Below are 23,702 nucleotides of genomic sequence, written 5' to 3' on the forward strand. Positions count from 1 at the left end.
TCATGACCGGCACGACCATCGACACGCTGCGGTTCGCCACCGCGGGCTCCGTCGACGACGGCAAGTCCACCCTCGTCGGCCGCCTGCTGCACGACTCCAAGTCGGTCCTCGCCGACCAGCTGGAGGCCGTCGAGCACGCCTCCCGCAACCGCGGCCAGGAGGCCCCCGACCTGGCGCTGCTGACGGACGGCCTGCGCGCCGAGCGCGAACAGGGCATCACCATCGACGTGGCCTACCGCTACTTCGCCACGCCCAAGCGCCGGTTCATCCTCGCCGACACCCCCGGGCACGTGCAGTACACGCGGAACATGGTCACCGGCGCGTCGACCGCCGAGCTCGCGATCGTCCTGGTCGACGCGCGCAACGGCGTGGTCGAGCAGACCCGCCGCCATGCCGCCGTGGCCGGTCTGCTGCGCGTCCCGCACGTGGTCCTCGCCGTCAACAAGATGGACCTGGTCGGCTACGAGGAGCAGGTCTTCGAGCACATCGTCGAGGACTTCGCGGGCCTCGCCGCCGAGTTGAAGCTGCCCGGCTTCACGCCGATCCCGGTCTCGGCGCTCGTCGGCGACAACGTCGTGGACCGCTCGGCGCGCATGGACTGGTACGCCGGTCCGGCGCTGCTGGAGTTCCTGGAGAACGTGCCCGTCGGCACCGGGGCGGACGCGGAAGCCCCGGCCCGCTTTCCCGTGCAGTACGTCATCCGGCACGGCGAAGTCCGTTACTACGCGGGGCAGTTGGTCTCCGGCGAGCTGCGGGTCGGCGACCGGGTCGTCGTGCACCCGTCCGGCGAGACCAGTGAGATCACCGGCATCGACGCGCTCGGTGTCCCGCAGGAGACGGCACACGCGCCGCAGTCGATCAGTGTGCGCCTCGCCGACCAGCGGGACATCTCGCGCGGCGACATGATCACGGCGGGGACGGGCTCGCCGATGCTGACGCAGGACGTCCGGGCGGCCGTGTGCCACCTGGCCGACCGCCCGCTGCGGGTCGGCGACCGGGTGCTGCTCCGGCACACCACCCGGACCGTGAAGGCGATCGTCAAGGACCTCGGCGGAGCGGCCGAGTTGACCGCGAACGACCTGGGCCGCGTCACCGTGCGCACCGCCGAGCCCCTCGCGCTGGACGACTACGCGGTCTCCCGCCGCACCGGCGCGTTCATCCTGATCGACCCGGCGGACGGCGCGACGCTGACCGCGGGGATGGTCGAGCTGTCGTAACTCCCCCTTGGGTCTGGTGCCCTCAAGTCCCCAGTGTCAGGCGGGGCTTGGGGGCGTCCATGCGTCCCGTCCGGGGGCGGCGGCTGCCCGCGCGGTACGGGTCTGGCCAGACGACGCCCGGGCCGTCGTAACCCTGCTCGGCGGCCGCGTGCAGGGTCCAGTGCGGGTCGTAGAGGTGGGGGCGGGCGAGGGCGCACAGGTCCGTACGCCCGGCCAGGATCAGGGAGTTGACGTCGTCCCAGGAGGAGATCGCGCCGACCGCGATCACGGGGACGCCGACGGTGTGCCGGATGCGGTCCGCGTACGGCGTCTGGTACGAGCGCCCGAACTCCGGCTGCTCCTCGGCCACGACCTGCCCGGTCGACACGTCGATCGCGTCGGCGCCGTGCGCGGCGAAGGCGCGGGCGATCCGCACCGCGTCCTCGGCGGAGTTGCCGCCCTCGGCCCAGTCGGTGGCGGAGATGCGGACGGTCATGGGCCGTTCCTCGGGCCAGACGCCCCGGACGGCGTCGAAGACCTCCAGCGGGAAGCGGAGTCGTTTCTCCGGGGAGCCGCCGTAGGCGTCGGTGCGGTGGTTGGTGAGCGGGGAGAGGAAGCCGGAGAGCAAGTAGCCGTGCGCGCAGTGGAGTTCGAGCAGATCGAAGCCGGCGCGGGCGGCACGCCAGGCCGCGGAGGTGAACTGCTCGCGGATGTCGGTGAGTTGGGCGCGGGTCAGCTCGCGCGGGGTCTGACTGCCGGGCTTGTACGGCAGCGCGGAGGCGGCCACGAGGGGCCAGTTGCCGTCGGGGAGCGGTTCGTCCATGCCCTCCCACATCAGCTTCGTGGAGCCCTTGCGACCGGAGTGGCCGAGTTGCACGCCGATCGCGGTGCCGGGCGACTGCGCGTGCACGAAGTCGGTGATCCGCTTCCAGGACTCGGCCTGCCGGCCGGTGTAGAGGCCGGTGCAGCCGGGGGTGATCCGGCCCTCCTCGCTCACGCACACCATCTCGGTCATGACGAGTCCGGCGCCGCCGAGCGCGCGCGCTCCCAGGTGGACGAGGTGGAAGTCGCCGGGGACGCCGTCGACCGCCGAGTACATGTCCATCGGTGAGACGACGACCCGGTTGCGCAGGGTGAGGCCGCGCAGCCGGAACGGCGTGAACATCGGGGGTGTGCCGGGCGGGCAGCCGAACTCGCGCTCCACGGCGCCGGTGAAGTCGGCGTCGCGCAGGCGGAGGTTGTCGTGGGTGACGCGGCGGCTGCGGGTGAGGAGGTTGAAGGCGAACTGGCGGGGCGGCTGGTCGAGGTAGAGGCCGAGGTTCTCGAACCACTCCAGGCTGGCCCGGGCGGCCCGCTGGGTGGAGGCGACGACAGGCCTGCGCTCCTCCTCGTACGCGGCGAGCGCCTTGTCCAGGGAGGGCTGTTCCCGCATGCAGGCGGCGAGCGCGAGGGCGTCCTCGACGGCGAGTTTGGTGCCGGAGCCGATGGAGAAGTGGGCGGTGTGGGCGGCGTCGCCGAGCAGGACGATGTTGCCGTGGGACCAGTGTTCGTTCGTGACCGTGCGGAAGGTGGTCCACGCCGACTTGTTGGAGCGCAGGGGGCGGCCGCCGAGCGCTTCCGCGAAGATCTTGGCGCAGCGCTCGACGGACTCGGTCTCGTCGGCGTCCTCGAAGCCGGCCACGCGCCATACGTCCTCGTGCATCTCGACGATCACGGTGGAGGCGTCGGGGGCATAGGGGTAGCCGTGCAGTTGCATCACGCCATGTTCGGTCTCGGCGATCTCGAAGCGGAAGGCGTCGAAGGCGAAGTCGGCGGCGAGCCAGATGTAGCGGCAATGGTGGCTGGTCAGGTGCGGGCGGAAGGCCTGGGCGTAGGCCTCGCGGGTGCTGCTGCGGACTCCGTCGGCGGCGATGACCAGGTCGTACGTCTCGGCGAGCCACTCGGGGTACGGGGCCTCGGAGCGGAAGCGGAGGTCCACGCCGAGGTCTCGGCAGCGGGTGTGGAGGATCTCCAGGAGGCGTTTGCGGCCGAGGGCGGCGAATCCGTGGCCGCCGGAGGTGTGTCGGGTGCCGCGGTGGACGATGTCTATGTCGTCCCAGCGGACGAAGTGCTTCTGCATCGCCTCGAAGACGGTGCGGTCGGCGTGTTCTATGCCGCCGAGGGTTTCGTCGGAGAGGACGACTCCGAAGCCGAAGGTGTCGTCGGGGGCGTTGCGTTCCCAGACGGTGACTTCGCGGGACGGGTCGAGGCGTTTGAGGAGGGCGGCGGCGTAGAGCCCACCGGGACCACCACCGATGATCGCGACACGCATCGTGACCTCACCTCCCCTGCCACTTCGGCGGCCTCTTCTCGGTGAACGCCGCGTGGAACTCCGCGTAGTCGTCCCCGTTCATCAGCAGCGCCTGTGTCGAGGCGTCCAGTTCCACCGCCGCCGCCAGCGGCATGTCCAGTTCCGCGGTCAGTAGTGCCTTTGTCTGGGCGTACGCCAGTGCTGGGCCCTCGGCCAGGCGGCGGGCCAGTGCCGACGCCGCCTCGTCGGACCGGCCCTCGTCCGTCAGTTCGCTGATCAGGCCGATTCGCTCGGCCTCCGGGGCTCGGACCGGTTCGCCCAGCATCAGCAGGCGGGTCGCGTGGCCCAGGCCGACCACGCGAGGGAGCAGGTATGCCGCTCCCATGTCGCCGCCCGACAGGCCGACCCTGGTGAAGAGGAAGGCGAAGCGGGCCGTGGGGTCGGCCACGCGGAAGTCCGCCGCCAGGGCCAGGACCGCTCCCGCGCCCGCCGCGACCCCGTGCACCGCCGCGATCACCGGGAACGGGCACTCCCGTATCGCCCTGACCGTCTGGCCGGTCATGCGGTTGAAGTCGAGGAGCTGGGCCGTGTCCATGGACAGGGTGGCGCCGATGATCTCGTCGACGTCGCCGCCGGAGCAGAAGCCGCGGCCCTCGCCGGCCAGGACCAGGGCCCGTACCGAGCGCTCCCGGGACAGCTCGGCGAGCAGGTCGCGCAGGTCGGCGTAGGCGCCGAAGGTGAGGGCGTTGAGCTTGTCGGGGCGGGCGAGGGTGACCGTCGCGACGCCGTCGGCGAGGTCGACGCGCAGGTGCTCCCAGCGCTCGGTGCGGGCGGCGGAGCCGGTGAAGGGACTCATGACGTGCGGCCTCCTCGGACGGTGGCGCGGACACGTTTCGAAGTTATCACCTATTCGTGACTGTCGTCAGGATGGCGATACAAGTCAGTCGGCGGAGGTCATTGTCACCGGTCGTCAATAACGCGGTAACAACGGGAGCTGTCGCGCGAGGCAAGCCGTTCCTACGGGTATGCCGCCCGGCAACGGGGCCGAAGGTCCCGCGCGGTGCCCGCCGGACGCCTCTGCCGGTGGCGCCGTACCATTCATAAGGTTGAAAGCAGGACAGCCTGCTCATGAACGGACCCGCCTTGCAAGAACGCCCCGCCTCCTCCGCCTCCTGGCGCATCGCGCTGCCGCACTCCGCCGCGGCCGTGCCCGTGGCCCGTGCGCTGGTGCGCACGGCGCTGGCCGAGCTGGAGCACGGGGCGGACAGCGACACCGCGGAACTGCTCACGGCGGAGCTGGTCGCCAACGCCGTGGAACACACCGCCGGCGAGTCGCCGATAGAGCTCGTCGTCGAGCTGCTGCCCACCGGCTGCCAGGTCGAGGTGCACGACCCGGACCCGGCACCGCCCGGCAATCTCACCCGCCCCGACGGCCAGGCGCCCGACCCGTGGCAGGAGCACGGGCGCGGTCTGCTGCTGATCCGCGCACTCAGCTCGTCGTGCGGGCACCGCCCGACCGAGTCCGGCAAGGCCGTGTGGTTCCGGCTGCCGGTCGTACCGCCGCAGTGGAATCCCGCGTGAGCCGGATGTGATCAGGCGAGGGTCGCGACCAGCACCGCCTTGATGGTGTGCATACGATTCTCGGCCTCGTCGAAGACCACGGAGTGCTCGGACTCGAACACCTCGTCCGTGACCTCCAGCTCGGTCAGCCCATGGCGCTCGTGGATCTCCCGGCCGACGTCGGTGCCCAGGTCGTGGAAGGCCGGCAGGCAGTGCAGGAACTTCACGTCGGGGTTGCCGGTGGCGCGCAGGACGTCCATGGTCACGGCGTACGGGCCGAGCAGCCCTATGCGCTCGTCCCAGACCTCCTTGGGCTCGCCCATCGACACCCATACGTCGGTGGCGATGAAGTCGGCGCCGCGGACGCCCTCCTTCACGTCCTCGGTGAGCGTGACGGTGGCGCCGGAGGCGGCGGCGAGCTGCTGGGCCAGCTCCACGATCGTGCCGTCCGGCCACAGCAGCCGGGGCGCGACGATCCGGACGTCCATACCGAGCAGGGCGCCGGTGACCAGGTAGGAGTTGCCCATGTTGTAGCGGGCGTCGCCGAGGTAGGCGAAGGCCGTCCCGGCCGGTTCCTTGTCGCTGTGCTCGGTCATGGTGAGCACGTCGGCCAGCATCTGGGTGGGGTGCCACTCGTCGGTCAGCCCGTTGTAGACGGGGACCCCGGCGTGCGCGGCCAGCTCCTCGACGACGCCCTGGCCGTGCCCGCGGTACTCGATCCCGTCGTACATCCGCCCCAGCACGCGCGCGGTGTCCTTCACGGACTCCTTGTGCCCGATCTGCGAGCCGGACGGGTCGAGATACGTTGTCGAAGCGCCCTGGTCGGCGGCGGCGACCTCGAACGCGCAGCGCGTGCGCGTCGAGGTCTTCTCGAAGATCAGCGCGATGTTCTTGCCGGTCAGGTACCGCGTCTCGGTCCCGGCCTTCTTGGCGGCCTTCAGCTCGGCGGCCAGCTCGACCAGGCCGAGGAACTCCTCCCTCGTGAAGTCGAGCTCCTTGAGGAAGTGACGGCCGACGAGGGCGGTCGGGACTGTCGCCATGGGGGCACTCCAGGACTACGGGAACATCTACCCTGAAACTCTATACGACGATCCGCATTTCTATACAGCCCCCCGTTCGACCGGGCAACTCATGCAGCGCGGTCCGCCCCTTCCCCGCCCCAGCTCGCTGCCCGGGATCTCGATGACCTCGATGCCCTGCTTGCGCAGATGGGTGTTGGTGGTGGAGTTGCGCTCGTAGGCGACGACGACGCCCGGTTCGACGGCCAGTACGTTGCAGCCGTCGTCCCACTGCTCGCGCTCGGCCGCGTGCACGTCCTGCGTCGCGGTCAGCACCCGGATCTCGCTCAGCCCGAGGGCGGCGGCGATCGCACGGTGCATGTGCTCGGGCGGGTGGTCGGTGACCTTGAGTTCCTTGTCGCCGACGCCCGGTTCGATGGTGTACGAGCGAAGCATGCCGAGGCCCGCGTACTGGGTGAAGGTGTCGCCGTCGACCATGGTCATCACGGTGTCGAGGTGCATGAAGGCGCGCCGCTTGGGCATGTCGAGCGCCACGATCGTCCGCGCGGAGCCCGCCTCGAAGAGCTTGTGCGCGAGCATCTCGACGGCCTGCGGGGTGGTCCGCTCGCTCATCCCGATCAGGACGGCGCCGTTGCCGATGACCAGGACGTCCCCGCCCTCGATGGTGGACGGGTAGTCGGCCTGCCCCTCGGACCAGATGCGGAAGGTCTCGTCACGGAAGAGGGGGTGGTGCCGGTAGATCGCCTCGAAGTGCACCGTCTCGCGCTGCCGGGCCGGCCAGCGCATGGCGTTGATGGAGACGCCGTCGTAGATCCAGGCGGAGGTGTCCCGGGTGAAGAGGTGGTTCGGCAGCGGGCCGAGCAGGAATTCGTCGAGGTCCATGACGTGGAAGCGCACGGAGGTGGGCTCCGGGTGGGCGTCCAGGAACTCGCGCTTGGTCATACCGCCGACGAGCGCCTCGGCCAGCTGTGGCGCGGGCAGCGTCTCGAACGCTGCCCTGAGGTGGTCGGTGGCGAGGACGCCGTACTCCTTCTCGTCGAAGACACGGTCCAGTACGAGGGTGCGGGCCGCCGGGATCGCCAAGGCCTCCGTGAGCAGGTCGCCGAAGAGGTGGACGCTGACACCGCGGTCGCGCAGGACGTCCGCGAAGCCGTCGTGCTCGGCGCGCGCCCGGCGCACCCACAGCACGTCGTCGAAGAGCAGGGCGTCCTTGTTGCTCGGGGTGAGCCTTTTGAGCTCCAGATCCGGCCGGTGCAGGATGACGCGGCGCAGCCGCCCGGCCTCGGAGTCGACATGGAATGCCATGCCTCCATCCTGACCACCGGGCGGCTTCTTGACCCGCCGATCGGCAGTTTCTTCGATTTCCCGTTCTCGTCCCCTTGACGATAATCGGGTGCGGCGATTATCGTCGAGGAGACGAGAACGAGGGGGTCCGATGGCCGACATCACCCGGCGCCTGGGCTGGCGCCATCTGCGCGGGGCACCGACCGCGCACATCCGGCACCACAGAGGCGGCAAGCTGCTGCACGACGGACCGGGGCTCAGCTTCTGGTTCCGCGCGCTGACCGCCGCACTGTCCGAAGTGCCGGTCGACGACCGCGAGTTGGCGATGACCTTCCATGCCCGTACGTCCGACTTCCAGGACGTGGCGGTGCAGGCGACGGTGACGTATCGGATCAGCGACCCGGCGCTCGCCGCGGCCCGGCTGGACTTCTCGGTCGACCCGGACACGGGCGTGTGGCGCGGCACGCCGCTGGAACAGCTCGGCACGCTGCTGACGGAGACTGCTCAGCAGCATGCGCTGGACGTCCTCGCCCGTACGTCGCTGTCGGCGGCGCTGGTGGACGGGGTGGCGGCGGTGCGGGAGCGGGTCGCGACGGGGCTGGGAGCGGAGCCGCGGCTGCCGGCGACCGGCATCGAGGTGGTCGCGGTGCGCGTGGTCGCGCTGCGGCCGGAGCCCGAGGTGGAGCGGGCGTTGCGCACTCCGGCGCGCGAGCAGATCCAGCAGGAGGCCGACCGGGCGACGTACGAGCGGCGTGCGGTGGCGGTCGAGCGGGAGCGCGCGATCGCCGAGAACGAGCTCGCGAGCCAGATCGAACTGGCCCGCCGCGAGGAGCAGTTGGTGGAGCAGCGCGGCACGAACACCCGCCGCGAGGCCGAGGAGCACGCGGCGGCGGACGCGGTACGGGCGCAGGCGGAGGCGGCCCGCACGGTGAAGCTCGCGGAGGCGGAGGCCGAGCGGTCCGTGCGGCTGGCGGACGCGGAGGCGCGGCGGACCGAGCGGCTCACGGAGGCCGAGGCGGCTCGCACGGTCAGGCTCGCCGAGGCCGAGGCCGCGCGGTCGGTACGGCTGGCCCGGGCCGAGGCCGAGGGCACACGCGAGGCCGGCGAGGCCCGGGCGCAGGCCCAGGCGGCCTGGCTCCGGGTGCACGGCGAGGTGGACGTCGCGACCCTGCACGCCCTCACCGGCACGCGACTCGCGGAGAACCTGCCGAACATCGACAGCGTGACGATCTCCCCGGACGTACTGACGGGCCTGCTGGCGAGGCTGGGCGACGGGGGGCGGGCGTGAGCGGGGCGAGCGGGTGGCCGGCTGACGGGGGCAGGCGGTGAGCGTGGCGAGCGGGCGACTGGCTGACGACGGGCGGGCAGTGAGCGTGGCGAGCCCGCGTCCGCCCCACAGGCAGCAGGCAGTGAGCGGGGCGAGCGCGCATCTGACTGACGGCGGGCGGGCAGTGAGCGTGGCGAGCCCGCGGCCGGCCCACAGGCAGCAGGCAGTGAGCGGGGCGAGCGCGCATCTGACTGACGGGGGGCAGGCAGTGAGCGTGGCGAGCCCGCGGCCGGCCCACAGGCAGCAGGCAGTGAGCGGGGCGAGCTCGCGGCCGGCTGAGGGTTCGCGTCTTCCGTCGAAGGCCGGCGGCATCTCCGAGGCGGCGCCGTGAGCCTCGCGCCGCGTGTCGTTCTGGTCCACCGCACCACCGAGTACGAGGAGTTGGTGGCCCATCACGGCACCCACGGGCAGGCCGCCTTCTTCCTCTCCACCCGGGGCCGGGACATCGAGGAGGTGGCCGAGCGGCACCGCCGTACCCGACGCGCGCTCGCGGAGGTCACGGCGGCGATCCCGCTGACCTGGCGTCAGACCCGGGTCGAGCGGGCCGACTTGGACCGGTTCCTGTTCGCGCCGGAGGACGTCGTGGTCGTGGTCGGCCAGGACGGGCTGGTGGCGAACGTGGCCAAGTACCTGTCCGGGCAGCCCGTGTTGGGCATCGACTCCGACCCCGGTCGCAACCCCGGCGTACTGGTACGGCACCGCCCACGGGACGCCGCCGCACTGCTCACATCCACCAGCCGGTCGGTCGACGAACTCACCATGGTCGAGGCCGTCGCCGACGACACCCAGCGCATCCTCGCGCTGAACGAGATCTACCTGGGCGCCGCCGGACACCAGACGGCCAGGTACCGCCTGGGCCTCGAGAACGACGGGGGTGTCGTCGAGGCCCAGGCTTCGTCCGGGGTGCTGGTGGGGACCGGGACCGGGGCGACGGGTTGGATCAGGTCGGTCTGGCAGGAGCGGGGCGGCACACTGCCACTCCCCCGCCCCACCGACGACCGCCTGCTGTGGTTCGTACGCGAGGCATGGCCGTCCCCGGCGACCGGCACGACCCTGGTGTCCGGCGAGCTCTCCGCCTCCGCGAGCCTCCAACTCACCGTCGAGTCCGAGCGGTTGATCGCCTTCGGGGACGGGATGGAAGGGGATGCGCTGGAGTTGACCTGGGGGCAGTCGGTGCGGGTCGGAGTGGCGGAGAGGTCACTGCGGCTGGTCGGCTAGCGAAGCCGACCAGCCGCCCTTCCTCGGCTCACAACCGCGGGTCCACCGGCTCCGACTCCAGTGCCAGCACCCCGAACACCGCCTCGTGCACCCGCCACAGCGGCTCGCCCTCCGCCAGCCGGTCCAGGGCCTCCAGGCCCAGGGCGTACTCGCGGATCGCCAGAGACCGCTTGTGGTTGAGGAAGCGGTTGCGCAGCCGGGCGAGGTTGTCGGGGCGCGTGTACTCGGGACCGTAGATGATCCGCAGGTACTCGCGCCCACGGCACTTGATCCCGGGCTGCACCAGCCGCCCTTCCTTGCTCCTCACCAGCGCGCCCAAGGGCTTCACGACCATGCCCTCCCCGCCGCGCCCGGTCATCTCCAGCCACCAGTCGACCCCCGCCCGCACCGACTCCGGGTCACCGGTGTCGACGTACAGCCGTCGGGTGGTCTGCAGCAGACCGCTGCCGTCGTGCTCCACCAGCCGGTCGAGCAGGGCGAGTTGCTCGTCGTGCGGCAGCGCGGCCAGGCTGCGGCCCTGGACGGCGAGGATCTGGAACGGCGCCAGGCGTACGCCCTCCAGGCCCTCGGTCGTCCAGCAGTAGCGGCGGTACGCGTCCGTGAACGCGGCCGCGTTCGAGGCGCGTTCACGCTGGCGGGCCAGCAGGTCGGTCACCTCGACGCCCCGCGCGGCGGCACCCTCCAGCGCGGCGAGCGCGCCCGGGAACACCGCGCCCGACGCGGCGCCGACGGCCGCGTACTGCGAGCGCAGCAGTCCGGACGCCTTCAGCGACCACGGCATCAGCTCGGCGTCCAACAGGAGCCAGTCCGTCTCGAGTTCGGCCCAGAGGCCGGCCTCGTCCACCGAGGCCCGTATCCGGCCGAGGATCTCCTCCGTCGCCGACTCGTCGTCGAAGAACGGGCGTCCGGTGCGGGTGTACAGCGAGCCGGTCGGCCCGTCGACCCCGAACCGCTTCCGCGCCGCCTCCGCGTCCCGGCACACCAGTGCCACCGCCCGCGAGCCCATGTGCTTCTCCTCGCACACGACCCGCTCCACCCCGTCCGCCGCGTACTGCGCGAAGGCCTCGGCCGGGTGCTCCAGGTAGCCCTCCACCTGCGAGGTCGCCGTCGGTGCCATGGTCGGCGGGAGGTACGGCAGCAGGCGCGGGTCGATCGCGAAGCGGCTCATGACCTCCAGGGCCGCGGCCGCGTTCTCCTCGCGGACCGAGACCCGGCCCTGGTGCCGGGTCTCGACGACCCGTCGCCCGTGCACGTCGTTCAGGTCGAGCGGCCGGCCGTCGTGCCCGCCGGGCGCCTCGGTCAGCAGCGGACGCGACGGCTCGTACCAGACCCGCTCGGCCGGTACGTCGACCAGCTCCCGCTCCGGCCAGCGCAGCGCGGTGAGCTTGCCGCCGAACACGGCACCGGTGTCCAGGCAGATGGTGTTGTTGAGCCAGGTGGCCTCGGGGACGGGCGTGTGGCCGTAGACGACCGCCGCCCGGCCGCGGTAGTCCTCGGCCCACGGGTAGCGCACCGGCAGCCCGAACTCGTCGGTCTCGCCGGTCGTGTCGCCGTACAGGGCGTGCGAGCGGACCCGGCCGGAGGTGCGGCCGTGGTACTTCTCGGGCAGGCCGGCGTGGCAGACCACCAGCCGGCCGCCGTCGAGGACGTAGTGGCTGACGAGCCCGTCGATGAACTCCCGTACCTCGGCGAGGAATTCCTCGCTCTGCCCGTCCATCTGCTCGATGGTCTCGGCAAGGCCGTGGGTGTGCTGGACCTTGCGGCCCTTCAGATAACGGCCGTACTTGTTCTCGTGGTTGCCCGGCACGCACAGCGCGTTGCCCGACTTGACCATCGACATCACACGGCGCAGCACACCGGGGCTGTCCGGGCCGCGGTCGACCAGGTCACCGACGAAGACGGCGGTGCGTCCCTCCGGGTGGACGCCGTCGGTGTAGCCCAACTTGCCCAGCAGCGACTCCAGTTCGGCGGCGCAGCCGTGGATGTCGCCGACGATGTCGAAGGGGCCGGTGAGGTGGGTCAGGTCGTTGAAGCGCTTCTCGGTGACGACGGTGGCGTTCTCGATGTCCTCCACGCCCCGCAGGACGTGCACCTTGCGGAAGCCCTCGCGCTCCAAGTGGCGCAGGGAGCGGCGGAGTTCGCGGATGTGCCGCTTGATGACCCGGACGGGCATGTCGGCCCGGTCGGTGCGGCCCGCGTTGCGCTGGGCGCACACCTCCTCCGGCACGTCGAGGACGATGGCGATGGGCAGCACGTCGTACTGCTTGGCCAGGTCGATCAGCTGGCGCCGGGCCTCCGGCTGCACGCTGGTCGCGTCCACGACCGTACGGCGGCCCGCGGCGAGCCGCTTGCCGGCGATGTAGTGGAGCACGTCGAAGGCGTCCTTCGTCGCGCTCTGGTCGTTCTCGTCGTCGGAGACCAGGCCGCGGCAGAAGTCCGAGGAGATGACCTCGGTGGGCTTGAAGTGGCGGCGGGCGAAGGTGGACTTGCCCGAGCCGGAGGCCCCGACGAGGACGACGAGGGAGAGGTCGGTGACGGGCAGGACCCGTCCCCGGGTCTGGGTCTCGGTCATGCGGCCTTCGCCTCCTTCTCCGTGCGTACGGTGAACACAGCCATCTGGGTGGGCGGACCCACCTCCGGGTCGTCGAGCCCGATCGGTACGAACTCCACGTCGTACCCGTGCCGTTCGGCCACCGCCCCCGCCCAGGCGCGGAACTCCTCCCGCGTCCACTCGAACCGGTGGTCGCCGTGCCGGACATGCCCGGCCGGGAGGGATTCCCAGCGGACGTTGTACTCGACGTTCGGGGTCGTCACGAGGACGCTGCGCGGACGGGCGGAGCCGAACACCGCGTACTCCAGGGCGGGCAGCCGGGGCAGGTCGAGGTGCTCGATGACCTCGCTCAGCACGGCGGCGTCGTAACCCTTGAGGCGGTTGTCGGTGTACGCGAGCGAGCTCTGGAAGAGCTTGACGCGGGAGGCCTGCCGCTCGCCCATGCGGTCCAGCTTCAGGCGCCGGGAGGCGATGGTGAGGGCGCGCATCGAGACGTCGACGCCGACGATCTCGGTGTACCGCACGTCCTTGAGCAGTGCCTGCACCAACTGGCCCTGTCCGCACCCCAGGTCGAGGACGCGGGTGGCGCCGGACGCCTGGAGTGCGGCGAGGATCGCGTCCCGGCGCTGCACGGCGAGCGGGGTCGGCTTCTCCTCCGTCTCGGTCTCCGACCCGACGGCGTTGTCGATGTCCTCGACCTCGCTGTCGTCGGCCTCGGCGAGCCGCACCAGTTCGAGGCGCTCCATCGCCTGCCGGGTCAGCGACCAGCGGCGGGAGAGGTAGCGGCTCGTGATCAGCTTCTGCTCGGGGTGTTCGGGCAGCCAGCCCTCGCCGGCCCGCAGCAGCTTGTCCACCTCGTCCGAGGCAACCCAGTAGTGCTTGGCGTCGTCGAGGACCGGGAGCAGGACGTACAGATGGCGCAGGGCCTCGGCGAGGGTGAGCCGTTCGGATTCCAGGACGAGCCGCACATAGCGCGAGTCGCCCCACTCCGGGAACCGGGTGTCCAGCGGCACCGGCTCCACGTCGACCGCCCAGCCGAGCGGTTCGAAGAGCCGTCGTACGAGGTCCGGGCCGCCGCGGGCGGGCAGCGCGGGCACCTCGATGCGCAGCGGCAGCGGCTCGGCGGCGCGCTCCGGGCGGGCGCCGCACACGCCTCGCATCGCGCTGGAGAAGACGCTGCTCAGCGCGACGGCGAGCAGCGAGGACGCGGCGTACGGGCGGTCGTTGACGTACTGCGCGAGCGCCGCGTCGGGCGCCCCGCCGCGTCCCTTGCCCTTGCCCTTCCTGACCAGCGCCACCGCATCGACCTCCAGCAGCAGCGCCGCCGTGCAGCGCTGAGGCTCCGCCTCGGGGTAGAGGACGTGCGCCGTGCCGTAGGAGGTGGAGAACGCCTGCGCCTTGTCGGGGTGCTTGTGGAGCAGGTAGCCGAGGTCGGTCGCCGGGCGTTCGGCCGTGCCGGTGGTGGTGAGGGTCAGGAACATGGTGAGGCAGCCTCGATATGCCGTCTGTACTGCGGATATGCGCCGTTTCGGGTTCGGCGGCGTCCGCTCAACGTACAGGGGATGGCTGGAGGGCACTCAGCATTTTCCGGGCGGCCGGCTCACTTCCTCCGCTCGAAGATCCACTCCCGGATGCCGTCGATGGTGTAGGCGGCCCGCCAGGTGCAGATGTGGTTGTCGACGCTGCTCTCCTCCAGTCCGGGCCAGACCACGGTCCCCTTCTTCAGGGCGACGAAGTTGACCGCGGTGTCCTTGGCCCGCAACTCGGAGGTGAGGGGCGCGAATTCGGCCGGGGTCAGCTGGCCGTCCCACACGGCCCGGCTGACCTTGGCGCCCGCCTTCTCCAGGGTGTCCATGATCCCGGTCATGCCCGGGTAGGCGGTCTCGTCGCCCTGCGAGACCACGGCCCAGATGTTCTGCTTGGCCAGCGGCTTGACGGCGTCGAGGTCCGACCACTGGCCGGCCACCAGGAAGGACGCGGCGAACAGGTCGGGGTAGGTGAAGTCGAGGGCGATCGAGGTCATGGCGCCGCCGGACTGGCCGGTGGTGTAGAGGCGGTTCTTGTCGACGCTGTACTTCGAGGTCACCGAGTCGACGAGACCCTTGATGGTCTTCAGCGCGGTGGCGTTCCCGTCGCTGCCCTCGTCCGACTCGCCGGTGAACTGCGGGGCGAGTACGAAGCAGGGGTTGCGCTCCTGCGAGAGCGGGTCGGCCCAGACCACGGCGCCGAGGCCGTGGGTCAGCGTGATGAGGGGGTTCGTGCTGACGGTGCCCGCGTCGTGCATGAACAGGACCAGGGGGTACGACTTGGTCTTGTCGTAGTCCTTGGGGATGAAGAGGTTGTAGGTCAGGGAGTTGCCGGTCGCGGAGTCCGTGTACTTCAGGCCCTGCTGGAAGTCGTCGACGATCAGGTTGAGGACCTTGCTGGTCCTCACGGCCGTGCCGGTCGCCGCGTAGCTGGTGCCGCCGGTCGTCTTCACCGTGCCGACCTGGGTCACCTGGGCCACCGCCTTCTTCAGGGTGGCCCCGGACGACATGCCTCCGCCCTTGCGTCCGCCGGACGGCGGCCCCGAGGGCGCGGCGCTCGTGGAAGGCGCGGCGCTCATGGAGGCCGACGGCTGCTTCGAGGGCCGGCCCGCCGAGGACGACCCGCCGGCGAAGCTGTCCGTGTAGACCCGGGCCGCCTCGTCGGCGGGCGAGAGCTCGATGACGACGTAGGCCCCGTCGGTGCCGTGACCGGCCTTGGCGGCCGTCGTGTTGGTGTAGACGTTCGTCACGGTCCTGTCCTTCACCTTGAAGGCGGACAGCGACACGCTCGACCGGTCGATCTCCTTGTCGTACTTCAGGGCCACGGCGGTGAGCTTCTGGCCGTCGCCGAAGACCTCCGTGATGGCGGTCGCCCCGGTGATGTGCCCGGCCGACGTGGCCACGGTCGTGGTGGCGGCGGTGTCCTCCGCCGCGCTGCCCGAGGAACAGCCGGCGACGGCGGGTACGGCGGCCGTCGCGACGATTCCGGCGAGCACGCTCCTGCGCTTCACGGTTCGTTGTCTCCTTGGATCAAGGCTGGATCAAGTTTCTGCGATGGTTTGCTCATGCAATGCGCAAGCGGGAGCATCCCGTGCGGAAAGGAGCGTGGCTACCAGGCGCGCTGAGCCGCGTAGTACCGCCGGAAGAAGGCCACCTTTTCGGCGTCGGCGAGTTCCATCCGGCCGAACCGGTCGCCGACCTCCATGGTCGCGGGGCGGTGCGGATCGTTGGCGGGCCAGTGCGCGAGGCCGCGGCCGTTGGGGTCGCCGTGCTCGACGAAGTTCACGACGTACGCCGAGAGGGTCTTGGCGATCTCACGGTCGGCGGCGGTCCAGGCCTTGTCGGTGGCGTAGAGGCTGTCGAAGACGTAGACGATCTCCGAGGTGTGGTACGCGCCCTGACTGCTCGCGCCGGGCGGCACATGCTCCCACCAGTACGTGTACACCGGGGTGTTGGCGTGCCGGGCGAACTCCGTGCCCCACAGGTGCACCGAGACGCGCCCGCTGTCCCGCGCACTGGCGTTGGTCTGCTCGTCCGCCTCGGCGTCGGTGGTGGCGGGGTAGAGGGCGAGGAACTCCTCGGCCAGGTCGCCGTACTTGGTCCCGGCCATGGCCCGGAACTTGGCGACGGTGGTGTCGGTGCCGGGCGAGGCGCCGTTCTCGTCCTTGTTTCCGCCGGTCAGCACGGGTACGGCATTCTGCAGGCCGCGCGCGAGGGTCTCCTCGTAGGTGCGCGCCAGGACGTAGCCGTCCAGGACGGGGCGGAAGGAGGGCGGGTTGCCGAGCGTGGGCGCGGTGACCGTCGTGTCCTTGGTGTCGGAGCCGTCGAGTACCTCGGTGGCCGACAGGGCGCGCAGTTCGGCGAGCGTGGTGGCGCTCTTGCCCTTGGCCCAGGTGGTGCCCGCGCTCTCGGCGGCTTCCTTGGTGCGGTACGAGGTGGGCAGCGCGGCGATCTCCGGGTCGTGCGGGTCGCGCACCCCGCTCTCCATGATCGCGCCGTGGAACAGGCCTGTGGCGAGTGGGGAGTTGAGCAGCACGTTGACCGATCCGGCGCCGGCCGACTAGCCGGCGATGGTGACCCGGCCGGGGTCGCCGCCGAACTCGCCGATGTTGCGCCGCACCCACTTCAGGGCGGCGATCTGGTCGAGGAGCCCGTAGTTGCCGGAGACGCCGTGCGCGTCCTCGGCGCTCAGCTCGGGGTGGGCGAGGAAACCGAACGGCCCCGTACGGTAGTTGAAGGTCACGACGACCAGGCCCTGGCTCGCCAGAGCGGAGCCGTCGAAGGTCGGGTCGGCGCCCGAGCCGCTGCTGAAGCCGCCTCCGTAGATCCACACGAAGACCGGGCGGCGCTCGTCCGAACTGCGCGCAGCGGTCCACACGTTGAGGTTGAGACAGTTCTCGCTCTGTGTCATCGAGGCCGCGGCGCCGGCACCCTGGCCGGAACTCTGCGGGCAGATGTCACCGAAGGTGTCCGCCTTCAGCACCCCGCTCCAGGGCTCGGCCGGCTGCGGCGGGCGCCAGCGCAGCGCTCCCGCGGTCGACCTGGCGAAGGGGATGCCCTTGAAGACGGTGACCCCGGTGAGCGCGGCGGCGACCCCGGAGACCCTGCCGGTCCCGGTGCGCACGGGCCCGGTCAGCGCGGCGGGCGACTTCCCGTCGGCGGCGTACGCGCTCGTACTGCCGGCCAGCGTCACCGCGGCGGCGGCCGCCAGCGAACGGCCGAGGAAGAGGCGTCGGCCCAGAGCGGGGCCGGAGGCCGAGTGGGGGGAGTTCTCGGTGTTCATTTGTGCAATGCTGGGGCGTTGCAAATGTGATTGTCAACGATCCTGTCGACGCTGGTAGCTGATTCACAGGCCCCTCAGAGGCCTGCTTTACGGGGCCATGAATCAGGGTGAAAACCGGTCACGATCGTCAACAATTTCGTTGACGAACCTTGCGGTCCCGATCGCCGCGGGGCTACGTTCCTCGCCGTACCGCCCCCTGTGAAGCCGCAGTCGACAAGGGAGTCCGAGCATGCGCATGCTCTCCAGATGGTGTCGGTGGACGCCGACCGCCTTCATGGCCACTCTGGCCGCAGCCCTCGCGCTCGTGACCGGCGTGAGCATCACTCTCGCCAACGCGACGACCGGCGGCGGTGAGACGTCCGCCTCGACGACGGCCACGACCGTGAGCAGCACGGCCTCCGGCATCGCGCCCGCCATGTCCTGCTCCGGTGTCGCCCAGCTGGACCTGGCGAGCGCCGTGCCCGGCGTGCCCTTCGAGATCACCTCCGCCACCGAGCTGGCCGCGGGCAGCAACACGCTCGGCAACTGGGCCGCCTGTGATGTGAAGGGCGTGATCGCCCCGCAGATCCACTTCGAGATCAAGCTGCCCGAGACCGGCTGGCAGGCCAACTACCTCCAGGTCGGCTGCGGCGGCCTGTGCGGCAACACCAACGTGACCAGCGCCCCCGCCTCCACCGGCTGTGTCCCGCTGACGTCCGGCGCCTTCGCCGTGGCCTCCAGCGACGAGGGCCACTACCAGGGCGGCGGACTCTTCTCCACCGACCCGACGCTGCGCGCCGACTTCGGCTACAAGTCCGACCACCTGCTGGTGCAGGCGGCCAAGGCCGTCATCGAGAAGTACTACGGCCAGGCGGCCACCCACTCCTACTTCGACGGCTGCTCGCAGGGCGGCCACCAGGCCCTGACCGAGGCCCAGCGCTACCCGACCGACTTCGACGGCATCATCGCCGGCGCCCCGGCCAACAACTTCACCGCGCTGAACACCTTCTCGCACGCCTGGACCGCCCAGTCCGTCTACCTGAACGGCGGCCCGGCGACCATCACCAACGCCGACCTCGCGGACCTGCACAAGGCCGTCCTCAAGGGCTGCGGCGCGCCCGCCGACGGGATCATCGCCGACCCGCTGAGCTGCACCTGGGACCCGGGCACCATCCAGTGCAAGGCCGGCCAGACCTCGACGTCCGACGACTACTGCCTGACCGCCGACCAGGTCACCACCCTGCGCCGCATCTACGCGGGCCCGACCGACGAGCACGGCAAGCTGCTCTACCCGGGCTACCAGCTGCGCGGCTCCGAGCTGAACTGGGCCGGCATCATCACCCCGGCCACGGCCACCGCCAACTCCGGTGACATCAGCTTCGTCCGCGAGACCCTGCGCTACCAGATCTTCGACAGCCCGCAGCCGGCGCTGACGTACAAGGACATCAAGTTCACGGCGGCCTACTACAAGAAGGTCATGAGCCTGGGCGAGGGCATGTACGACGCCACCGACCCCGACCTCACGGCGTTCAAGAAGGCCGGCGGCAAGCTGATCCTCTGGCACGGTCTGGGCGACCAGCACATCCCGGCCGTCGGAACGATGGCCTACTACAAGGCGGTTGAGAAGGTCATGGGCGGCGAGGCGGCCACCAAGAGCTTCGCCCGGCTGTTCCTGCTCCCCGGCGTCGCGCACTGCGGCGGCGGCCAGGGCCCGGACACCTTCGACGCGCTGACCGCGATCACCGACTGGGTCACGAAGGGCACGGCCCCGGACAGCCTGACGACCAAGTCGGTCGACAGCAGCGGCAACACGACCGCGACCCGCCCGGTCTACCCCTTCCCGTACTACGCCAAGAACACCACGGGCGGCTCCTCCTCCGACGCGAGCAGCTACACCCCCGTCAAGTCCACCGCCGAGGCGAACCTGAAGCTCGACTGGCTCGGTTCCTTCCGCTCCGGCTACGAGACGGTCGGCAACTGGGTCGGCGGCAAGTGGGTGGTGAGCAAGGGCAAGAACTGAGCAACCCGCTCCAAAGCGCGGCGGCCTCCCGGCAGTTCAGCTCCGGGAGGTCGCCGCTCGGCGCGCCCCGGAAGGGTTACGACAGCTGCGACTGCACCTGCGCGGAGATCAGCTCCAGGTGGTCCAGGTCGGACAGGTCCAGGATCTGGAGGTAGAGGCGTTCGGAGCCGATCCCGGCGTAGCGGCCGATCTTGTCGACGACCTCGGCCGGGGTGCCGGCGAGGCCGTTGGCCCTGAGCTCGTCGGGCTCGCGGCCGATCGCGGCGGCGCGGCGGGCGACCTCCTGGTCGTCCTTGCCGACGCAGACGACGAGGGCGTTGGAGTAGGTGAGGCTGTCGGCCCCGCGGCCGGCTTCCTCGGCGGCGGCGCGGACGCGGGCGAACTGCCGCTCGCTGTCCTCGATCGAGGCGAACGGGATGTTGAACTCGTCGGCGTAACGGGCGGCGAGCCGCGGGGTGCGGGTCGCGCCGTGGCCGCCGATGAGGACGGGGATCTTCTCCTGGGCCGGCTTGGGCAGCGCGGGCGAGTCGGTGAGGTCGTAGTACGTGCCGTGGAAGTCGAAGGTGTCGCCGGTCTTGGTCTCCCACAGGCCGGTGACGATCGCCAGCTGCTCCTCCAGGCGGGCGAACTTCTCCTTCGGGAAGGGGATGCCGTACGCCGTGTGCTCCTCCTCGAACCAGCCCGCGCCGAGGCCGAGTTCGACCCGGCCGCCGGACATCGCGTCGACCTGGGCGACCTGGATGGCGAGGACGCCGGGGAGACGGAAGGTGGCGGCGGTCATGAGCGTGCCCAGGCGGATGCGCTTCGTCTCGCGGGCCAGGCCGGCGAGGGTGATCCAGGCGTCGGTGGGGCCGGGGAGGCCGTCGCCGGAGCCCATCCGCAGATAGTGGTCGGAGCGGAAGAAGGCGTCGAAGCCCAGGTCTTCGGTGGCCTTCGCCACGGCGAGCAAGGTGTCGTAGGAGGCCCCCTGCTGGGGCTCGGTGAAGATGCGAAGATCCATGCGTCCATCCTGCACGGCCCGGTGCCGGTCAACCCCACCGGTCCCCCCGGGCACTCCCGTCCCCGGTCGGGTGAAATCGCGTCAACGCGGTGTGCGGGGCGCTTCGCCTGAGTGACCCAGCTCGCCGGTGATCGTTGGCTCGGGCGGAGCCGGACCGCCCGGCGCCCGTCACCGGCCGGTTCGTCGCCGGGGCGTCACCCGCAACGGCCTCGCAGTCGTCGGGGCCGGGGGCCGAGGAGGCCGTCATGACCGAAGAATCCACCGTGCCGCAGCAGGGCGGAGGCGGCCGGCCGAAGGGCTTGCTGCAGCAGATGGAGGAGCTGATGGCGGCCCTGAACGCGGACCTCTCCGCCCTGGACGCGGACCTCCAGTCGGCGGGCCGCACGGCCGAGGAGAGCGAGGCGTAAGCGCTCCGCCGGAGCAGTGGCCGGCATTCGGCCGGGGCGCCGTCCCGACCGGTCGCGCCCGCACGGCGGAAGCCGCGTGTCGATACGGCCCCGCGCCCCATCAGGGCTGTGGCGCGTGCTGTCGGCGTGCCGGGCGGAAGTCCGGTGCGGCGAGAGTGCGTGCCGGGCGTCGCGACGCCGCGGGGATCCATCAGAAACCCCCTAACCCGCCTCCCGTTCCGGCAGGGCCTCCTCGCGGTCCGCCAGTTTGCGGAGCATGTCGCGGACCCGGTCCCTGGACTCGTCCGCGGCGTCGATGGCCTCCATGCACTGCCAGTACGTGCCCTCGTCGTCCGCCGCGCAGGCGAGGCCCACCAGGGCGATGCCGACCTCGCCGAGCAGGCCGCCGAGGCCGAGGAGGGCCTGGCGGGCGTCGCCCAGGTCGGTGAGCTGGGCCGCGCGCAGGTCCTCGGGGGCGAGGCGCGGGGTGTCCAGGACACCGCAGCCGCGGCCCGCCAGCTCCGTCAACCCCAGTGCCTCGCCCCGCAGTTCGGGCGGTCCGGCGACCGCGAGGCGGCTGCCTATCGCCTGCGCCAGGGCCTGTGCCTGCCACACCTCGGTCATGATCTCCGGCGCCCCGCCGCCACCCGCGAGGGCACGCCTGCTCGTCACGATGAGCCGCACCGCGTCCATGCGCTGCCCCCGTCTTCCCGACGCGCTGCCCACGCGTCCGCCCGACGAACTCCGTTGTCCACTACCCAGAGTGAGTGCCTGCGGGACGAAAAGCCAGAGGAAGACGGAAATCTGTGGACAACGAATCGATTTCAGGCGGGATTTCGACTCCGGAGAGTGAAAACGGATCGTACGACTCCTTACGGCGCGGGGAACCGCCGCTCGTTCCGGTCGATCTTCGCGTCCAGCGCGGCGAGCGGGTCGATGTCCAGCACCTCGCACAGCTGGAGCAAGTAGGCGAGCACGTCCGCCACTTCGTCGGTCACGCGGTGGGCCGTGTCGGGGTCGGCCATCACCCGCGCCGACTCCTCTGGCGTCAGCCACTGGAAGATCTCGACCAGTTCGGAGGCCTCCACGCTGAGCGCGGCGACCAGGTTCTTCGGGGTGTGGTACGGCTGCCAGTTGCGGGCGGCGGCGAAGTCGGCCAGCCTGCGCTGGAGTCGGGGCACGTCGAGGGGCTGGGGCTGGGGATCGGTCACGGGTCCAGGTGTACCACTGTGATCCCGTCGGTCCCGGCGGCCCAGGAGGCGTCGCCCACCGTGCCGACGAGGCGGATGTGGCCGCGGGCGCCCATCCGCGCGGCCAGCCGGAGGAGCCCGCGGCGCTGTGCCGGGTCGAGGGAGCGGTCGAAGGCGTCGGCGAGGACGGTGAGTGTCTGCATCGCCTCGGGGACCTCGCCGGCCGCGTCCACGTCCAGCACGCCGGGGCCGGTCAGCAGGACCAGGGCGAGGGCGACGTAACGCAGCTCGCCGTCGCCCAGCCGCCCGAAGGCCGTCCGCAGGCCGTCGCCCCGGTCGAGCAGCCCCTGCACGGTGCCGTCGCCGAGCGGTTCGGCGAGTACGTCGGTCACCGGGCCGAAGCAGCCGGCGCGGACCGCGGCGACGAACTGGGCGTGTCTGCGGCCGCATTCGGCGCGGGTGCGCCACAGGACGTCGGCGAGGTTGTCGCAGCCGGGCAGCAGACGGCCGGAGGCGGTCGGCACGGCGGTGCGCATCCAGTCGGGGCGCGGGTCGCAGGCGAAGACGGAGCGCAGGGCGACGACGGTCTGTTCGGCGGCGGCGAGCACCTGGCGCTGTCCGTCGGTCTTCCCGGCCACGCGCAGGGGGAGCAGGGCGGTGCCGAGGCGGTCGTCGGGGAGCGGGGCGCGGGTGACGGCCGCGGAGCCCGCGGTGTGCCAGGCGGCCTGCACGGTCGGGCGGGAGGGGTCACGCAGGGCGGTCTCCAGGAGCACGAGTCCGCCGGAGGTCAACCGCTCGCCGACGATGCGGAGTTCGGGCTCGGCCTGTACGGCGACGTCGAGCCGGACCGGCCCCTCGGGCCCGTCGGTCGTGCAGCCGATCCGGAACCCGCGGCGCCGCTGCCCGTCGGGGCGGGCCCGGTCGGGCACACAGGCACCGGGATCGAGGAACACCTCCCCGACGGCGGCCCCACCGCCCAGCCGGGCCAGCGCCTCGTAGGCCCGCAGGGCGGTCGTCTTCCCACTCCCACTGGGCCCGGCGAACAGCGTCACGGGCCCGAGCGGGAACCCGGCCCCCCGGTGCCCGGCGAAGGCGGAGAGCCGTAACTCTGTGATGCGGGGACGGCTGGGGTGGGTGCGCTCCTGAAAGGAACCGGCATCGGACCGCGCGAGCGGCACGCGGGGGTCGGGCGGAGAAGGCCGATCGGGCGGCACCCGTGGGTCGGGGGCGGACGACACCCCGCCACGACGGCGGGCCTGCGGAACACGCCCGCCCGCCACAGACTGCTCACCGGCGCCGGCGCGAGCGGGCCGCTCACCGATGCCGTCGCGAGCAGGCTGCTCACCGGCGGCGGTGCGAGCAGGCCGCTCACCGATGCCGACGGAAGCAGACGGATCACCGGCGGCGGCGCGAGCAGGCTGCTCACCGGCGCCAGCGGAAGCAGACGGATCACCGGCGGCGGCGCGAGCAGGCCGCTCACCGGCGCCAGCGCGAGCGGGCTGCTCACCGGCGCCGGCGCGAGCGGGCTGCTCACCGATGCCGACGAGCGCCGACTGCTCACCGATGCCGGCGCAAGCAGGCTGCTCACCGGCGCCAGCGCGAGCAGGCTGCTCACCGGTGGCGGCGGAAGCCGACGGATCACCCGGGCCGGCGAGCGCCGGCTGCTCGCCGGCGGTGACGGGCGGCGGCGGTGCGCAGGTGGTGGCGGGGCGGGGCGGGTCTTCGGTGTCCGCCTCGCGTGACGTACTCGCACTCGGCTCCGACGACCCGCGGGTCTCCGGTTCCCGGGACGTGAATGACGCGACCATGTCCGGACCGTAAGCCCGGGTGGGGAGGCGAACCGTTCCGGCAGGTTCCGCTTCCTACGATCGGG

The 23,702-nt window shown here is 71.5% G+C and carries 18 protein-coding genes and 1 pseudogene; 7 read left to right on the plus strand and 12 right to left on the minus strand.

Annotated features, from left to right (window positions below; all coding sequences use genetic code 11):
• Positions 1 to 2: 2 nt before the first annotated feature.
• Positions 3 to 1,217, plus strand: a complete 1,215-nt coding sequence (locus MQP27_RS11715) for a sulfate adenylyltransferase subunit 1 (protein ID WP_242764672.1) — start codon at positions 3 to 5, stop codon at positions 1,215 to 1,217.
• A gap of 22 nt (positions 1,218 to 1,239) precedes the next feature.
• Here the strand turns inward: MQP27_RS11715 and MQP27_RS11720 are convergent, their stop codons facing one another.
• Both MQP27_RS11720 and MQP27_RS11725 read right to left on the minus strand, forming a co-directional pair.
• Positions 1,240 to 3,507 carry a bifunctional salicylyl-CoA 5-hydroxylase/oxidoreductase gene (locus tag MQP27_RS11720; RefSeq protein ID WP_242764674.1) on the minus strand — a complete coding sequence of 756 codons (2,268 nt, stop codon included), beginning with the start codon at positions 3,505 to 3,507 and terminating at the stop codon, positions 1,240 to 1,242.
• 7 nt (positions 3,508 to 3,514) lie between these two features.
• Complete coding sequence (locus MQP27_RS11725) at positions 3,515 to 4,342, minus strand: enoyl-CoA hydratase family protein (RefSeq protein ID WP_242764675.1); 828 nt, start codon at positions 4,340 to 4,342, stop codon at positions 3,515 to 3,517.
• A gap of 272 nt (positions 4,343 to 4,614) precedes the next feature.
• Here MQP27_RS11725 and MQP27_RS11730 point away from each other — a divergent pair, with 272 nt between their 5' ends.
• Positions 4,615 to 5,067 (plus strand): ATP-binding protein, encoded by a 453-nt coding sequence (locus MQP27_RS11730; protein ID WP_242764676.1) that lies wholly within the window; start codon positions 4,615 to 4,617, stop codon positions 5,065 to 5,067.
• Positions 5,068 to 5,078: 11 nt separating this feature from the next.
• Here MQP27_RS11730 and argF read toward each other — a convergent pair whose 3' ends face one another.
• Both argF and MQP27_RS11740 read right to left on the minus strand, forming a co-directional pair.
• Positions 5,079 to 6,086, minus strand: coding sequence for an ornithine carbamoyltransferase (gene argF, locus MQP27_RS11735; RefSeq protein WP_242764677.1), 1,008 nt, complete (start codon positions 6,084 to 6,086; stop codon positions 5,079 to 5,081).
• Between the two features lie 60 nt (positions 6,087 to 6,146).
• A complete protein-coding gene (locus MQP27_RS11740; protein ID WP_242764678.1) occupies positions 6,147 to 7,370 on the minus strand; it encodes an arginine deiminase in 1,224 nt (407 codons plus the stop codon).
• Between the two features lie 130 nt (positions 7,371 to 7,500).
• Here MQP27_RS11740 and MQP27_RS11745 point away from each other — a divergent pair, with 130 nt between their 5' ends.
• On the plus strand, positions 7,501 to 8,637 hold the full coding sequence (locus tag MQP27_RS11745; RefSeq protein WP_242764679.1) for an SPFH domain-containing protein: 1,137 nt from the start codon (positions 7,501 to 7,503) through the stop codon (positions 8,635 to 8,637).
• A 366-nt stretch (positions 8,638 to 9,003) separates the two neighbouring features.
• Positions 9,004 to 9,894, plus strand: coding sequence for a diacylglycerol kinase catalytic domain-containing protein (locus MQP27_RS11750; protein WP_242764680.1), 891 nt, complete (start codon positions 9,004 to 9,006; stop codon positions 9,892 to 9,894).
• Positions 9,895 to 9,922: 28 nt separating this feature from the next.
• On the opposite strand, the gene MQP27_RS11755 is transcribed toward MQP27_RS11750, so the two are convergent.
• The 4 genes and pseudogenes from MQP27_RS11755 to MQP27_RS11770 all read right to left on the minus strand — a co-directional run bounded on the left by MQP27_RS11755 (position 9,923) and on the right by MQP27_RS11770 (position 17,254).
• Entirely contained in the window at positions 9,923 to 12,466 is a 2,544-nt protein-coding gene (locus MQP27_RS11755; protein ID WP_242764681.1) for a polynucleotide kinase-phosphatase, read from the minus strand.
• On the minus strand, positions 12,463 to 13,926 hold the full coding sequence (locus tag MQP27_RS11760) for a 3' terminal RNA ribose 2'-O-methyltransferase Hen1 (protein ID WP_242764682.1): 1,464 nt from the start codon (positions 13,924 to 13,926) through the stop codon (positions 12,463 to 12,465). Before MQP27_RS11760 ends, MQP27_RS11755 begins: the two co-directional genes overlap by 4 nt.
• Before the next feature lie 119 nt (positions 13,927 to 14,045).
• Positions 14,046 to 15,482 carry a PHB depolymerase family esterase gene (locus MQP27_RS51360; RefSeq protein ID WP_242764683.1) on the minus strand — a complete coding sequence of 479 codons (1,437 nt, stop codon included), beginning with the start codon at positions 15,480 to 15,482 and terminating at the stop codon, positions 14,046 to 14,048.
• Between the two features lie 98 nt (positions 15,483 to 15,580).
• A pseudogene (locus tag MQP27_RS11770) lies at positions 15,581 to 17,254 on the minus strand (carboxylesterase/lipase family protein).
• Positions 17,255 to 17,483: 229 nt separating this feature from the next.
• Here MQP27_RS11770 and MQP27_RS11775 point away from each other — a divergent pair.
• The gene (locus tag MQP27_RS11775; RefSeq protein ID WP_242764684.1) at positions 17,484 to 19,253 is read left to right on the plus strand and encodes a tannase/feruloyl esterase family alpha/beta hydrolase; all 1,770 of its coding nucleotides are present in this window, start codon (positions 17,484 to 17,486) and stop codon (positions 19,251 to 19,253) included.
• 76 nt (positions 19,254 to 19,329) lie between these two features.
• On the opposite strand, the gene MQP27_RS11780 is transcribed toward MQP27_RS11775, so the two are convergent.
• Positions 19,330 to 20,253 (minus strand): LLM class F420-dependent oxidoreductase, encoded by a 924-nt coding sequence (locus MQP27_RS11780; protein WP_242764685.1) that lies wholly within the window; start codon positions 20,251 to 20,253, stop codon positions 19,330 to 19,332.
• Positions 20,254 to 20,498: 245 nt separating this feature from the next.
• Here MQP27_RS11780 and MQP27_RS11785 point away from each other — a divergent pair, with 245 nt between their 5' ends.
• Complete coding sequence (locus MQP27_RS11785) at positions 20,499 to 20,660, plus strand: hypothetical protein (protein WP_242764686.1); 162 nt, start codon at positions 20,499 to 20,501, stop codon at positions 20,658 to 20,660.
• A gap of 201 nt (positions 20,661 to 20,861) precedes the next feature.
• On the opposite strand, the gene MQP27_RS11790 is transcribed toward MQP27_RS11785, so the two are convergent.
• The 3 genes from MQP27_RS11790 to MQP27_RS11800 all read right to left on the minus strand — a co-directional run bounded on the left by MQP27_RS11790 (position 20,862) and on the right by MQP27_RS11800 (position 23,007).
• The gene (locus tag MQP27_RS11790; protein WP_242764687.1) at positions 20,862 to 21,332 is read right to left on the minus strand and encodes a DUF6099 family protein; all 471 of its coding nucleotides are present in this window, start codon (positions 21,330 to 21,332) and stop codon (positions 20,862 to 20,864) included.
• A 179-nt stretch (positions 21,333 to 21,511) separates the two neighbouring features.
• Positions 21,512 to 21,850, minus strand: a complete 339-nt coding sequence (locus MQP27_RS11795) for a nucleotide pyrophosphohydrolase (protein WP_242764688.1) — start codon at positions 21,848 to 21,850, stop codon at positions 21,512 to 21,514.
• Positions 21,847 to 23,007, minus strand: a complete 1,161-nt coding sequence (locus tag MQP27_RS11800) for an AAA family ATPase (protein ID WP_242764689.1) — start codon at positions 23,005 to 23,007, stop codon at positions 21,847 to 21,849. Before MQP27_RS11800 ends, MQP27_RS11795 begins: the two co-directional genes overlap by 4 nt.
• Between MQP27_RS11800 and MQP27_RS11805 the strand changes: the two genes are divergently transcribed.
• On the plus strand, positions 22,960 to 23,571 hold the full coding sequence (locus MQP27_RS11805) for a hypothetical protein (RefSeq protein WP_242764690.1): 612 nt from the start codon (positions 22,960 to 22,962) through the stop codon (positions 23,569 to 23,571). The two genes, MQP27_RS11800 and MQP27_RS11805, sit on opposite strands and share 48 nt — an antisense overlap.
• Positions 23,572 to 23,702: the final 131 nt, after the last annotated feature.

The organism is Streptomyces cylindrosporus (genome assembly GCF_022698165.1).
GTDB classification, from domain to species: domain Bacteria; phylum Actinomycetota; class Actinomycetes; order Streptomycetales; family Streptomycetaceae; genus Streptomyces; species Streptomyces cylindrosporus.

Excerpts from the sequence above, each read along its gene's own strand:
- MQP27_RS11715 (WP_242764672.1), top strand. The coding sequence starts at position 3 with ATGACCGGCACGACCATCGACACGCTGCGGTTCGCCACCGCGGGCTCC.
- MQP27_RS11720 (WP_242764674.1), bottom strand. The coding sequence starts at position 3,507 with ATGCGTGTCGCGATCATCGGTGGTGGTCCCGGTGGGCTCTACGCCGCC.
- MQP27_RS11725 (WP_242764675.1), bottom strand. The coding sequence starts at position 4,342 with ATGAGTCCCTTCACCGGCTCCGCCGCCCGCACCGAGCGCTGGGAGCAC.
- MQP27_RS11730 (WP_242764676.1), top strand. The coding sequence starts at position 4,615 with ATGAACGGACCCGCCTTGCAAGAACGCCCCGCCTCCTCCGCCTCCTGG.
- argF (WP_242764677.1), bottom strand. The coding sequence starts at position 6,086 with ATGGCGACAGTCCCGACCGCCCTCGTCGGCCGTCACTTCCTCAAGGAG.
- MQP27_RS11740 (WP_242764678.1), bottom strand. The coding sequence starts at position 7,370 with ATGGCATTCCATGTCGACTCCGAGGCCGGGCGGCTGCGCCGCGTCATC.
- MQP27_RS11745 (WP_242764679.1), top strand. The coding sequence starts at position 7,501 with ATGGCCGACATCACCCGGCGCCTGGGCTGGCGCCATCTGCGCGGGGCA.
- MQP27_RS11755 (WP_242764681.1), bottom strand. The coding sequence starts at position 12,466 with ATGACCGAGACCCAGACCCGGGGACGGGTCCTGCCCGTCACCGACCTC.
- MQP27_RS11760 (WP_242764682.1), bottom strand. The coding sequence starts at position 13,926 with ATGTTCCTGACCCTCACCACCACCGGCACGGCCGAACGCCCGGCGACC.
- MQP27_RS11775 (WP_242764684.1), top strand. The coding sequence starts at position 17,484 with ATGCGCATGCTCTCCAGATGGTGTCGGTGGACGCCGACCGCCTTCATG.
- MQP27_RS11780 (WP_242764685.1), bottom strand. The coding sequence starts at position 20,253 with ATGGATCTTCGCATCTTCACCGAGCCCCAGCAGGGGGCCTCCTACGAC.
- MQP27_RS11785 (WP_242764686.1), top strand. The coding sequence starts at position 20,499 with ATGACCGAAGAATCCACCGTGCCGCAGCAGGGCGGAGGCGGCCGGCCG.
- MQP27_RS11790 (WP_242764687.1), bottom strand. The coding sequence starts at position 21,332 with ATGGACGCGGTGCGGCTCATCGTGACGAGCAGGCGTGCCCTCGCGGGT.